Origin of the sequence: Helicobacter mustelae, from assembly GCF_900476215.1 — a bacterium.
Taxonomy (GTDB): Bacteria; Campylobacterota; Campylobacteria; order Campylobacterales; family Helicobacteraceae; genus Helicobacter_H; species Helicobacter_H mustelae.
The window spans coordinates 71,191-85,922 of record NZ_LS483446.1 but is presented as its reverse complement, the minus strand read 5'-3'; the positions used below and the strand labels follow the sequence as shown (position 1 = coordinate 85,922).

Genomic DNA, 14,732 nt, shown 5'->3' with positions numbered 1-14,732 from the left:
GTTAGGAGGAATGGTGCTGCCACCACTTGGCTTCAAAAAACTCTGGCATAAATCGATGGTTTTTTGATATTCTGGGAGAATGTCAAATGAAAATTTTGTTTCGCTCAAATCTTTTTGAATATTGCATATCCCATCTATCAACGCCAAAAGCTCCCTACTTTTCTCCGCCCAAAAATGCTCCACATTTTCTTGTGTCGGAAGTCTTGAATTCAACGTATCAAAACTTGCATTCAGCTCATAATGCAGTATTGAAAAAAGTCTCTGTATATCTTTATTGGAAATATTGTCATAAAGAAATCTAAAGATTAAATTCCCCTCCCCAAATTCTTCATAGCGATCCAAAAACATGGAAACCAAATGTTTGATTTTATCATCCGTCATCTTTGCACTTCTCCCTCTATGATCTTAATTTCTTCCTCTGTGAGGTTGTAGAGGGTATAGACTAGGGAATCGATTTCAGATTCTAAGGCGCTTGTGTTGGTGGTGGAATCTTTGGCTTTGAGTTTTAGGATTTTATCTGCTAGAGTGATAAAAGGTTCTTGCTCTTTGGGCGCGAGATTGGGGATACAAAAATCTTGCATATAGATGGGCAGGCTCCTATAAAAACCCCCGCGCATTACAGAGCTCACCTGAGAGAGATGCCACCAAGTCAACTTTGAATTGAGAACAGCAAGTAAAAATCTAGAATCCAGATGTTCAAATTTTTCATTTTTGATGTAGCCATAGACTGTTGTTGTAGAATAAAATTTCCCTTGTCTATCCCAAGTGAATTGCATTTTGTCGCAAATATCAGGGCAAAGCAGTTTTTCTACACTTCCTGCACTTATCCCTTGTGCTCTCCCAAACTGATACCATTTATCTACATCAAATCTCCCATTTTCTCTTGCTCGCAAAACTTGTTCGCATTGCTTTAGATAGGCATAACCTTTGGGGAAATGTGTTTGCAAATCTAGTTCGCTATATAAGCTCATTTTTTCTTTGCCTTTAGAATCTACTTCTTTAAAATAGGGAAAAATCACTCTTAAATCAGAATCTAGCTTATCATAGCGATGAAAGCTATCTCCCTTAAGCAAGGGCTTGAGCAAATCATTTTCTATCTCCACAACTTCTCCTAGCTCTTTGGAAAACCCTTTTGTCATGCTCTCTCCTTCTTGACAATCATAGAGAAAATAAACGCTATCTTTGCTTGTAGCAATCCCTTGGAATATTTTTGAAAAAATCTCTTTAAGCGGAGTGTGGAGTGTGATTTTGGAGAAGATGCTTTGCTGGGCATCCCCTCCAAAATACCAAGCTGATTGAGCAAGGGATGCGGTAGGAAATGAGAGAAAATCACTTGGAGTAAGAGAGGTGAGAAATTTGCTCATTTCTTCACTTGTGGCGATTTCTTGAGGGGCTTGTGCATAGAGTACTTCATCACTCTCTTGCTTAAACCACTGCAGGGCTGTGTAGGTAGAGGCTTCAAAGATTTGATAATGTCCAAAAGAAATGATTTTGCTAATTTTGTCCTTTGTGAGCTCCCTTAGCCCTGCTCCAAAACTGGAGTTGAGCCACTTGTGAGGCATGATAAAAGCAATTTGTGCATTGGGAGAGAGGATCTTTAGGCATTTTTCTACAAAAAGCACATAGATATCATAGTTTTGACTTGCAGAGGAAAAAATCTTTTTGTATTGATTTGAGATGGCTCTATCTAGCCCCTGGATTCGGATATACGGCGGGTTGCCAATCACAGCATCAAAGCCTAGGAAATTCCCCTCCTCATCTAGCACTTCAGGGAATGCAAAGCGCCACTCAAAGGCATGGGAAGTTTTAAGATTCTCTAGTACTTCATAGCATTCTTTGATTCTAGCTAGTAGTTTCTCTGCCCTTGAATCTATGGGGGCTGGCTCTAGGCTTGTGAGTGTAGGGGTAAATCTAAAATTTTTGCTTCTTATAAGCCTTAGCATCTCCATGCCAAAGTCACTGCTTATATCAAAGCTAGAGTCGCCATAATCCTCCACAAAGCTCTCTAGCATTTTTAAAAGCTCAAGTTTTTCAGGCTTTTGCTCGATGAGATAGGAGATGAGGAGGGATTGGATATTTGTGATATCTTGCAGGATTTTATTCTTTTCTCCTAGGCCTTCTTTATAAAGCATTACAGAATCTTTGTAGCTTTGGATTTGGGTTTTGAGATTTTTGGAAAAGCTTAGAGTCTGGCCTATGGAAAGTTTGGAATCTAGAGGGAAATAAGAGATGAGAGAATTCCCGCATTTGATATTGATGTCAATATTGGGCAGGGTTTCTAGTGTGCCTGTGTTTTTTCCCTCTGCATCAAAGAGATAGTGGCTATATTTGAGCAGTTCTATCCAGAGCCTTAGCTTTGTGATCTCACAGGAGTTGGGATTGATATCCACACCAAAGAGGCAGTTTTCAATGATTTGTTTTTTGAGAGTAAAGAGTTCGACTTGGATTTGATGAGATTTTTGGATAGGAGAGCTGGGTTTGGTGTATTGATGGAGCTCATTGTTAGTTTTGATAAGGATTTCATCATTTTCTAGCTCTAGGGTGGATTCATAGAGCGCGGGAATGAGTTTGAGTGTGTAGGCGATTTGTATCATCTCATTGAGTGCTGAGACTAGGAAATGCCCACTTCCCACAGCAGGATCACAGATCTTTAGAGAGAGAAAAGTTTGAAAAAACTCTTCTTTATGCTCACGAAATCCTTTGATTCCCATCTCCTCTCTAAGCTCCTTTAAGTTTTTGCATTTCCAAGAATAAGTAGAGTTGAGTTTATCAAGGAGTGCTTGTGTGATGACTTCTTTGCACATATAGCTAGTGATAAAGCTTGGGGTATAGAAGGATCCTTCTTTGTAGCCATTGAGCTTTTCAAAGACTAGGCCTAGGACGGCTGAGTTGATAAGCCTGTCATGGTTTTGTTTGACTCCCTCTGTGATGTCTTTGGCTGTGGTGGTGAAGTCATAGGCATGCAAAAACTCAAAGAGATAGGCAAGCCAGGGGAGGGAGTGCGTGTCTTTTAATCTTTTGTCTTTTTTGAGGATGGATTGGGGGAATAAAACCAGCTCACTAGGATAGAGCCCTCCGATCATCTTGCCCTCTCTCTCCAAAGAAATGCGATCAAAGAGGCTGGAATTGAGATAGGGGATGGCGGCAAATTCAGGGATGAGCGAGGGGGAGCGGGCATCAGGCTCTTTAGCCAGCACTTCAAAAAAGAGATTTTGCAGGGTGCCAAAGTCTTTGATAATGGAGGCATCCAAAAATGGCTTATGAATATGCTTAAATCCTAAAAGCATGGATTCTAAAAGCCTAAGAAATAAAATGCGATTATTCCAAGTGGTGAGAAGTGTGAAGATCTCTTCCTCGTTGAGCTCATAGGCCTTGGTGATGGCATTTGAGAGGGTGTTTTCTACTTTGCTAGGCTTGATGAGGATCTTGCCACCCTCGCTAATCTCTTCTAGCCCCAAGAGATAGAGCAGCTCTTCATAAAAGCCTTGATTGAGTGTATTGGCGTCCAGCGTCTTTCTTGCTTTGAGAAGCACCTCCGGGCTTAGAAGCTGGTAGATGAGGGAGAGCCCCTCTGTGGTGAAATCATCTTTTAGTGCGAAATAGGTAAAGGCAAGCTCGCCTTTAAAGTCTTCTTTCAGGGTTTTTTCTAGGTCTGCGTAGAATTTCTGCGTCGAGGAGTCTGTGCCATTTTTGTGCTCGCAGTTCTCATAGAGCTTTTTGATTTTTGCATCTTTGAGGAAGACATGAAATCTCCTGGCATCAAAGACATAGAATTCACAAGGGTTGCAGAGGATGATGTGCCTGATGGAGTTGTTGTTATGTTTTTCTCTTTCTCTTAAAAAATAGAGAATCCCCTCACAAAGGGCTTTGCTTAGGGGGTTTTCTTTATCTTTGGGAAATTCTGCTTTATTTTTGAGCGCCTTGACTTCAATTAAGACCTGGGCTTCATTATCGACATAGATTGCGCTATCAATATTCCCCTTGGTATTGCAGTCATATCCATAGACTTTGTTTAGGAATTTATTGATTTCATTTTTTTGGTATTCTTCATCCTCTCTAGTTTGTGCCTTTTCTAGGAAGGTTTTTAGTTCTTTTTCAAAATCCTCTATGGTTTGCTTTTGGGGTGCTTTTGGATTGTGAGGAGCGAGGAAATCCTCTAGTGGTATGTGAGAAAAAGTGATCATAAAATGCCCTTGAATCTAGGAAAAATAGATTCCATTATACCACCAATGGGGTATTGAAAGCCCCACACAACCAACATCCCCCCTCCAAGGCCTTGAAGCTAGGAGATCCTAAGAAATCAACCTTAAGTCTGTGCCTTTGCTAAGAAATCCATCCTAAGGAAGCCAGAAGTCAATCCTCACGCGCCGCGGCTATAAAAGAAAATCCATCCTAAGAAAATCAAGAATTGCTCTTCTTTGTTTTCTTCTCCCATCTCCTTAGTGCTAAAGCCCAGATCTTGGAATGAAATCAAGAATCATTCTGTTATTTCTTCTTTGTTTTGTTTCTTCTCATCTCTCTTAATAGTCTGGCTAATGCTACCTGCTAAAGAGGCATATTTCTTGTTTTCTCCAAAGCTATAGCGATAGCCAATGTTGAATTGATAATCTACAATAATCCTGCCTCCAAAGCTTCTTTCAAAATCAAAATACACTCTGTGATTGTCTTTGATGGTGAAATTTGTCCCTAGGTTAAAGAGGAATCTTCCCGTAGAGCCTAGTGTCCTTAAAGCATTTACAGAACCTAGATTGGAGATGAGGGTGATATCTCCCCCACCAATATAATTCCCCACTCCATACAATCCCAAATAAATCTCTGGGTAATAGTTTTTATCTGCAGTGAATTGATAAAACCTATAGCCAAAGCTGCTTCCTATGCGTCCTTGCAATGTGAAGATGGAGGTTTGCACACCACTAAGATAATGGCTTCCTAGCACCTGTTTGAGATTGCTTTGGTTTAAATATCCCAGAGTGAGCTCCCCTTGTGGAGTAATGTACCACTCTTGATTTTCCCCTAGCAAGAAGCGATAGCCAATCTCTTGAGAAAAGGTAAAGCCAAAGTTATTCACACTGGGAGTGTTGTTATTCCCTGCAAGCTTGATTTTATTAGCAAGAAAGCTAAGCTTTATGATGCTATCACTATAAAGACCATTTTTAAAATTCGTGCCTCTTGTTGCACCATCTTGTACATAGGAGTTATAGAGTGCGATTTCAAAGGCATTGCCACTGCTAGATTTGATTCCTTTTTGTGCATGATTGAATGCTTGAGCCCTCATGAGAGAATCCATACCCGCATTGGCATAAGAGATTGCAAAGCCTAGATAATCATTAGCCCCCTCACTTCCAAAGGCATAATCATAGCCACCCTGCAGAGTGGTGTAGATGGATTTGGTTTGGAGCGCAAAGGTTGTGGTTTGCATACCATTAAATAGTCGGATCCACACACCATTGGCATGGGGATTATTTCTAAGTTCTCCTAGGCGCTTATTTAGGCTATTGATATTGGCTAGGTAGAGATAGTAATTACTAGCTAGTGCAGTGGCTGATGCAAGTTGGTTTGCCCTAGAAGTACCAGAAACCCCAGATTGCAAGAAATAAGTGGTGTAGTCATTTCCATGAATTCCACCCCCACTAGTGCCTCCACTAGCTCCAGCTCCACTAGCTCCAATAAGTCCATTGTTCTTTACCTTGCCATAGGCATCTGTTTTTATAGCAATGAGCTTGGTATCAAGCGCATCAAATCCCACAATTGTTCCTATGGTTTTAAAATCTACTAATGCTTTGCCAGAGGCATCATTTCTCACTGTTGCCACTCCAATATTTCCCTTAGTTTCTGTACCACCACCATGATATTTAATGCTTGATACATTGCCACTTGCTAGGATTTGGAGGTATTCTGTGAGAGGTGTGATGCTAGTTGCAGTGCTTGTACTTCCCCCAGTGCTTCTAGTGATTGTATTTCCAGAAGCACTGTTTTTGACATTATGAACAATCACCCTATCAGAATAAATATATCCATAAAGGCCGCTGCCATTAGAGGAGTGTTGATTATTCAATGCTGCTCCACTGCCATTATTGCTACCATTGCTTCCTTGATTGGCATTGGTATTTACATAGACCTTAAAGAGCGCATTACTTCCGCTAAGACCATTGGCTCCTAGTGCATTATTTGGGGTTGTGGAACCACCTGTTTGACTTGTATTGCTTGCACCTCCAGTTGCTTGTGCTATATTTGTGGGATCCTTTCCAATGCTTAGGAGATAGAAGGTATTTCCCTCTCTTGTAATATTATTGCTGCCACCCCCACTAGCAACATCTACTACGGTATTGTTTTGCAAAAGAGTGGGTGTTGCACTATCATTTTTATCAAAGGTGGCTGCTTGGATGGTTAGGTTTTCTAGCTGTGTGCTGGAATCTGCAATGAATTTTGCATTGTGTTCTAATACCAAATTTACCTTGGTGTGGCTATTTTGCAAATCCTTGCTAAAGCTTCCTAGGAAGATGCTTTTATTTTGCAGGTTAATTGTATAGGTAGAATTTATTGCTGCAGGATTTGTCGCATCAGAAGAGGAAAGTGCACTCACAGAGCCCACTGCAATACCACTTAATGTGATGGAGTTGTTGACATTATTTGCATCACCACTTTTTATTACACGGACATGGAGAGGAGTTGTGCTATTAGCTCCTAGTCCATGACTCATAGCAGTGGAGATAAAAGAGGTAGAATAAGTGCCATCCTTGCCATCTAAATTTATGCTTTTATCTTGGAGTTGCAAAGAGATGCCATCTTTGAAGCTTGCAGCCAGCTCTGTAGTAGAACTTGTGCTATTTACTGGGCTTGTATTGCTTGCTTGTGAAGCTGCCCTGGTTTGACTTGCATTGTTAGAGGGAGTTGTGCTAGGAGCTGTAGTGCCCTCACTTCTCTTATTGGCAAAGAATAGAGTTACAGTATTATTGCTGCCATCATAAACATAGGAATTCCCAGCAAAATGCCCTCCATAAGTGATGTTAGCATCTAGGGTCATGGGAGTTTGGAGGAGGATGGTGGTAGAACTATTATTGCCAGAAGAGATTGCATCAAACTTTGAGTTGGGGGTTGTGGAACCTGTGCCTGTGGAACCACCTGTTTGGCTTGCACTGCTTGCTCCTCCATCAGAAGTGGAAAAACCAATGGAGTTTTTGCCTCCTTCTTGTGAGAGGATCCTAGCATTTGTGATGCTTCCGCCATTTCTTAGTTCAATAGTATTGCTAGCATTATTAGCTGTGATTTGCACAATGCCTGTGCTGCCTTCAATCTTGCCATTTTTATAAAATGTCATAGTGTTTTTTCCACCATTTTCTGCTAGGAGATTTCCTTTGAAGGTATCTCCATTGCCAGTGAAAATGGTTTGTAATTTGCCATTGTCTGCAGTGCCATTGCCAGAGGCAGCAGGAGTGATGCCACCACTGCTGCTAGATCCAACTGTTTTGGATTCCTTTCTACCAAAAAATAACACATTCTCTCCACCACTTGCAGTGATATTCCCCTCATACACCACTCCATCTTGCAAGAATTGTACTTGATTGTATCCAGGGCTTGCATTGCTAAGATGCCTTGCTTCAATATTTCCCTTCATGGTTCCTGTTTGGAAGGCAACGATATTTCCCCCTTGTTTTTGAGAGAAGTTCCCTGCAGTAGTGGTTCCTCCAATCCCATAAGAGATGATATTTCCCTCTAGCCAAACCGTGCTTGCATTAGTAGTATAGGGAGAGACAGATGTGATAACCGCTTGTCTTGTGACATTGCCGCTGCCAAAGGATACGATTTTTTGTACATAGTCCTTGCCAGAACTAGGGGTTCCTGTTATGATATTCCCCTTCATTACCGCTCCATTGGAGAAATAGACATTGTAGGCCTTGGCATTAGGATTGATGTTATCATGCACGCCACCGATATTCCCCTGGAATACCCCATCTCCACTAAAATTGACCGTAGCGATACCTAGGCCACTGGATTCGTTATTTGTCTGATAACGATAGAGATTGGCATAGATTACTACTTGACTCTCTACAACACCAGGACTGCGGGGGAAAATGTCTGCTGGATTGAATCGAAATGTAGTAAAAGCACTATTATTTTGCCCCAAGATAATGCTCCCAGGTTTAGCTGCAGAATTCATATTCATAGCAAGAGCAAAGGTATTGGTTCCTTGGTTTTGGATGAGAATATTTCCCTCCATTCCTGAAGTAAATCTTCCGTCAAAAACTCCTTTTGTTGTGATGTTTTGTGCTGTTGCATTGGTTTCTGCGGGGTTATTTCCTGTATTGTCAATTTCGATATTGCCGACAAATTTATAACCTGCAGTGACAGTAAACTTCCTCTCAGAAGAAATGTCCTGGGAGCCAAAATCAAAGATCATGCTTTTATCTCCAAGATCAAAATGCCTGCGTTCAAAATTTGCATCACTAAAGCTAAGGCTATACACAGGTGGACGGATTTGGAAAAGTAACAATTTTTCTGTGTTATAAACTCCAACACCATTAGCACCGCTCACATTCATAAAAATAAACATAACATTTTTACCCTGATTCGTAGAAGGACAAGCGGATGTGGAAAGACAATTATTCCAGAAGGCGGTGTCGCTTGCTGGTGTCACCCATCTTGAAGTTGCAAAAAGATGATTTGAGCTAAGCGTAAAAGCAAGAGTGCTGGCAATGAAAAAAGAGGGGGAACCACGATGCTTTAGAGCTTTTTTGATGATTCCTATCCCTCCTTTTTTGTTTTTTTCTAAGTTAGATTTTTTCGTAATCATGATTTATTCCTCTGAAAAATTTAATATTCAATGGGTTAATGTTTCCACTTCAATTAGCAGAACATTAATTTAAGCATGCAACATAAATCCTGTGAGTATCTTAAAAAAAAGATTTTTTTAGTAAAAAATTTTAGGAATTGGGTTTTTTTGTAACCATTATGATAATGATGAGATGGTGTTTTGTTACCATTGGAACAACAATAGAGTAATAAAAAGGCAAATTAAAGGGGAGATTTGGGGGAAAGGAGTGGAGCAAAAAATGCTATTTCATGGGGAAGCGGATGCTTCTTTGTATTTTAGATAAAGGATGCTTTTAATTTTAATGATTGGCGAGGATTATGATGGCGGGGTTCATTGTCAAAGATTGCAAGAAATCAAAAAGCTCGGACTCCTTGGGTGAAGTTTCTGGGAATCGGGTTGGATTTGGTTGGTGGTTAAAAAGGATCCATCTGCTAAATGAAGAATTTCTTATTTTGTAATACCAAATCCCATTGACATGATGGAGCAATGATGCTAGAATCGCTGCTTGGTTCCCATTCTTAGGGGTCCCATTAAGATTTTTGGGTTTGGCTTGTCATTGGACTCCCATGCGCTACGTTGCTTTGGCTATGCAGGGTTTTGTGGTCCATGGGATTTGCCTTTTTGCAACCCGCTCAAGCATTGGATCCAATTTCGCGGGGCTGATTTGGCTTTCGACAGGAATTGTATCGCTTGGATTGCATGTCGGTAGGCATACCGTAATCCTGCCAGCTTAAATTAAACGCAAACAACAAAAATTACGCTCCAGCTTACGCAAAAGTAGCGTAGGTTTATCTCTGTTTTGGAGCCGATCTTTTTGCCATATCTACTAACAAAAAAGGTCGTTATTTCGTAGGTTGCGCTTTTTTGTGTCATCAAAAAAGCAAAGATAAGACTGCTTGCCTGCAAAAGATTTTGAAAGTTGAATCTAGCGGGCAAAAAGATTATTCAACTTTGCTAAGCATGTAGAGATCCTTGTAGATATAATTTTTGGACTGGGGTTCGATCCCCCACAGCTCCACCATCATCGCTTTTCATAAGGCTTTTTTCAGGAACGAAATTTTTTTAAAGGAATTTTCTTTAATGTCTTTTTAAGCTTCTTTTTTTAAGCTATAAGAAACATAACTAAGGTTTAAATAATGCAAATAAGGAATTCCTCAAGAAATAAAAAATTCTTCCGACCGCTCATTGCCAGCACTCTTGCATTTTCCCTTGCCTGCAGTTTTATGAATGCAGCAGATACGATTTATAATGAAGTGATTCCAGCCAATAAAAGCATCACCTTTCAATTTACAGATACCAATAGAAGTGGAAATGCTGGTTATGAAGAGAGCACAGCAGGCAATCCTATAGTTGTATCTGTTTTCTCCAAAATAGATAATCTCATTGTGAATGATTATTATTCTGCGATAAAAATTGGAGGCAATGCAATCACTTTTGATTTTAATGGGAAGGCAAGCACCGCCCCAAAAACCTTTACCCTTAATCTAAATCAAGGATTCATTGGAAATATTCGCATTATCAATACCACAAATTATGGTGATGCCAGCTCTAGTGAAAGCGGGGTTACTGGTTCTAGGGATCTAAGCACAAAAGGAACTTTTATAGGGACATTTAACAGGGCACTAACGGGGGATATTTTTATCGATGACCAAGGAAGCAATACCTTTTATCTTTATCAAAATGTAAATTCTGTAAGGAATAGCAAAAGCATTGTATTAGGACAACATGCCCTAGGCATAACCACCTTTAAGAATGCAGCAGGCATTAGCGGTCCTTTGGTCAATATTTATGCAAATGCCTATGGTTATAAAAACCCTTCTAATAGCCTTGGCAATCCGTCTCAAACTCCCCCTGTGGTGGTGTTTGATGGAGGGATAGACGCTGGGCATGCAGGATGGGCAGAAGGCGTAAATTCAAGCGCAAACGGATTAATCTTAAATGGGAATATCGGTGGCGTCCATGAGAATGGCAATCCTAACATCGAGGTATTTACCGCTAACTTCATTAATGGAGCCGCAATGAGGGGGGATATTATCACAAGGGATGAATTTTCTACAAATCATGTCACATTTGGGGGTTTTGGCGTGAGCCAAAGCTCCTTTAGTCCAAACACTGCTCTAAGGAATGTGGTTTGGCTAGAGGGAAATATCATCTCTTATGGAATTGGAGGAACCACTACTACAGGGAACTTCTCTCAAAAACAAGGGGGAAATATCGTTGCCTTCCAAACAGGAACCATGAAGGGAAATATTGAAGCAAGGCATCTTAGCAATGCAAGCCCTGGATACAATCAAGTACAATTCTTGCAAGATGGAGTGGTGTATGAGGGGAATATCACTGCAAGTGGTGGAGAGAATGTGTTATTTTTTGGTAGTCAGAAAAAAGCAACAGTTAATGGCATCCCCACTGCCAACGCTATAAAAACTGCAGGCAACAATGGCAGCCCCACTCTCTCTAGCAATGGCACTAGTGGTCAGCAATCTGCTCAGACAAAGATTGTCACTACAGGAAATAATGCTACCTTCAAAGGAAATCTCCTAGCAGAAAATGGTGGAAAAAACACTGTGACATTTTATAAAAATGGCAAGATTGGAGGAACTAGAGATAATCCCGTGACAATCACAGCCAACAATGGAGAGAATTTCATTTCTTTTAAAAATGGCGGACTGATTACAAATGCTACGGTTGTTGCACAAGAAGAAGGAAAAAACTCGATAAATTTTTCCACTTCTGATAGGGTGAGCAATAAGATTCTTTTAGCAGCGGATATAAGCACAAACGAGGCAACCAGCATTGCCACATTTTCTGATTCCACACCAAACAATAACGCGCTCAATCAAGGCGCACGGATGGATGCGATGCTTGATGGCATTGCATTTGCAGGAAATTTCATTGTAAGTGGGGGCTATAGTCGGGCAGTTTTTAGTAATGCTTACTGGGCTCCTAGCAACATCAAAAAGATGATGATAAAAGCTGGGGTTGTTAAAGATGATGGGAATGGTGCCTATGCACTCAGCGCGCAAGTAAGTAAGAATAGCGCGATGGATGCAAAAATCCAAGCACTGTATCAGTATGTATTTACAGAGAATAAAAGTAGTGGAAATATCATTGCTACAAATGGGGGAATCGGGTTGGTTGTCTTGGGAGGGAGCAGAACAAATCCTCTGCAATTTGAAAATATTCCCATTCCAGAATTTAATGTTGTTGTCTCTGATGAAAGCAATGCCACCATCCTCCTCCAAACTCCCATGACTCTAGATGCTAACATCACTTATGGAGGGCATTTTGCTGGGAATTCCTATGTTTATGATGGCAGCAATAATACTGTAACTCTATTCTTTGCCAATAAGAGAAGTGAGGGCACTACAGCTCCTAGCACAACTCCCTCTAACAATGCAAGTCAAACCAGGGCAGCTTCACAAATAAGCAATACAAGCCCAGTAAATAGCACAAGTTCTACTACAGAGCTGGCTGCAAGCTTCAAAGATGGCATCTCTTTGCAACTCCAAGATAAAAGCATAAATTTAGATGGCAAGGATGGCACTTATTCTACCTCTTTTATCTCCACTGCTATGGCTCATGGACTAGGAGCTAATAGCACAACTCCTCTCCATGTCCATGTAATAAAAAGTGGTGATGCAAATAATGTCAACAACTCCATCACATTAAGTGGTGTTGCAGTGGGCTCTGTAAGTGCACTTTCCTCTTCTGATGCGACAAATCCTGCAGCAATAAATTCTACCTATACAATTAACCTGCAAAATAAAAGCATCTTCCTAGGAAGCTTTAGCAAGGATTTGCAAAATAGCCACACCAAGGTAAATTTGGTATTAGAACACAATGCAAAATTCATTGCAGATTCCAGCACACAGCTAGAAAATCTCACCATCCAAGCAGCCACCTTTGATAAAAATGATAGTGCAACACCCACTCTTTTGCAAAACAATACCGTAGTAGATGTTGCTAGTGGGGGTGGCAGCAATAATATTACAAGAGAGGGAAATACCTTCTATCTCCTAAGCATTGGAAAGGATCCCACAAATATAGCACAAGCAACTGGAGGTGCAAGCAGTGCAAGTCAAACAGGTAGTACAGGTGGTTCCACACCCACAGGTTCCACAACCCCAAATAATGCACTAGGAGCCAATGGTCTTAGCGGAAGTAATGCGCTCTTTAGGGTCTATGTAAATACCAATGCCAATCAAGGAAGCAATGGTAGCAATAATGGCAGTGGAGCAGCATTGAATAATCAACACTCCTCTAATGGCAGCGGCCTTTATGGATATATTTATTCTGATAGGGTGATTGTTCATAATGTCAAAAACAGTGCTTCTGGAAATACAATCACTAGAAGCACTGGGGGAAGTACAAGCACTGCAACTAGCATCACACCTCTCACAGAATACCTCCAAATCCTAGCAAGTGGCAATGTATCAAGCATTAAATATCATGGTGGTGGTACAGAAACTAAGGGAAATATTGGAGTGGCAACAGTGAGAAATGATGCCTCTGGCAAAGCATTAGTAGATTTTAAAACCATAGGAACAATTGTGGGATTTGATGCGCTTGATACCAAGCTCATTGCTATAAAAACAGATGCCTATGGCAAGGTAAAGAACAATGGACTTAGTGGAGCTGGAGCTAGTGGAGGCACTAGTGGGGGTGGAATTCATGGAAATGACTACACCACTTATTTCTTGCAATCTGGGGTTTCTGGTACTTCTAGGGCAAACCAACTTGCATCAGCCACTGCACTAGCTAGTAATTACTATCTCTACCTAGCCAATATCAATAGCCTAAATAAGCGCCTAGGAGAACTTAGAAATAATCCCCATGCCAATGGTGTGTGGATCCGACTATTTAATGGTATGCAAACCACAACCTTTGCGCTCCAAACCAAATCCATCTACACCACTCTGCAGGGTGGCTATGATTATGCCTTTGGAAGTGAGGGGGCTAATGATTATCTAGGCTTTGCAATCTCTTATGCCAATGCGGGTATGGATTCTCTCATGAGGGCTCAAGCATTCAATCATGCACAAAAAGGAATCAAATCTAGCAGTGGCAATGCCTTTGAAATCGCACTCTATAACTCCTATGTACAAGATGGTGCAACAAGAAGCACGAATTTTAAAAATGGTCTTTATAGTGATAGCATCATAAAGCTTAGCTTTCTTGCTAATAAAATCAAGCTTGCAGGGAATAACAACACTCCCAGTGTGAATAACTTTGGCTTTACCTTTTCTCAAGAGATTGGCTATCGCTTCTTGCTAGGGGAAAATCAAGAGTGGTACATTACTCCACAAGGGGAGCTCACTCTGGGATATTTAAACCAAAGCAATCTCAAACAGGTGCTAGGAAGCCATTATCTTAGTGGTGTGCAAACCTCCATCTTCACATTGCAAGGACGCATAGGAAGCAGCTTTGGCTATAGGTTTTATCAATTCACTGCAGATAAAAACTATTACCCAGAGATTTATTTGGGATTGTATGGAGTGGGGAATTATATTGGTGGGGGAGATATCACCCTCATCTCCAATCTAGGTTCTGTAAATGCTTTAAGGACACTAGGCTCTACGGGAAGATTCCTCTTTAACCTAGGGACAAATTTCACCATCAAAGACAATCACAGAGTGTACTTTGATTTTGAAAGAAGCTTTGGAGGCAGGATTATTGTAGATTATCAATTCAACATTGGCTATCGCTATAGCTTTGGAGAAAACAAGAAATATGCCTCTTTAGCAGGTAGCATTAGCCAGACTATCAAGAGAGATGAGAAGAAACAAAACAAAGAAGAAATAACAGAATGATTCTTGATTTCATTCCAAGATCTGGGCTTTAGCACTAAGGAGATGGGAGAAGAAAACAAAGAAGAGCAATTCTTGATTTTCTTAGGATGGATTTTCTTTTATAGCCGCGG

3 protein-coding genes and 1 other RNA gene are annotated in these 14,732 nt (G+C 40.7%); 2 read left to right on the top strand and 2 right to left on the bottom strand.

The features are described from left to right. Nucleotides 1-377 precede the first annotated feature (377 nt). Complete coding sequence (locus DQN48_RS00335) at nt 378-4,184, bottom strand: DUF7149 domain-containing protein (protein WP_013022426.1); 3,807 nt, start codon at nt 4,182-4,184, stop codon at nt 378-380. A gap of 293 nt (nt 4,185-4,477) precedes the next feature. Beyond that, nucleotides 4,478-8,551 (bottom strand): autotransporter outer membrane beta-barrel domain-containing protein, encoded by a 4,074-nt coding sequence (locus DQN48_RS00330; protein WP_231843990.1) that lies wholly within the window; start codon nt 8,549-8,551, stop codon nt 4,478-4,480. Nucleotides 8,552-9,467: 916 nt separating this feature from the next. Between DQN48_RS00330 and ssrA the strand changes: the two genes are divergently transcribed. After that, nucleotides 9,468-9,833, top strand: a transfer-messenger RNA (tmRNA) gene (gene ssrA / locus DQN48_RS00325). A 115-nt stretch (nt 9,834-9,948) separates the two neighbouring features. Beyond that, nucleotides 9,949-14,622: an autotransporter outer membrane beta-barrel domain-containing protein gene (locus DQN48_RS00320; RefSeq protein ID WP_013022424.1), complete on the top strand. Its 4,674-nt coding sequence runs from the start codon at nt 9,949-9,951 to the stop codon at nt 14,620-14,622. The last annotated feature ends 110 nt before the right edge of the window (nt 14,623-14,732 follow it).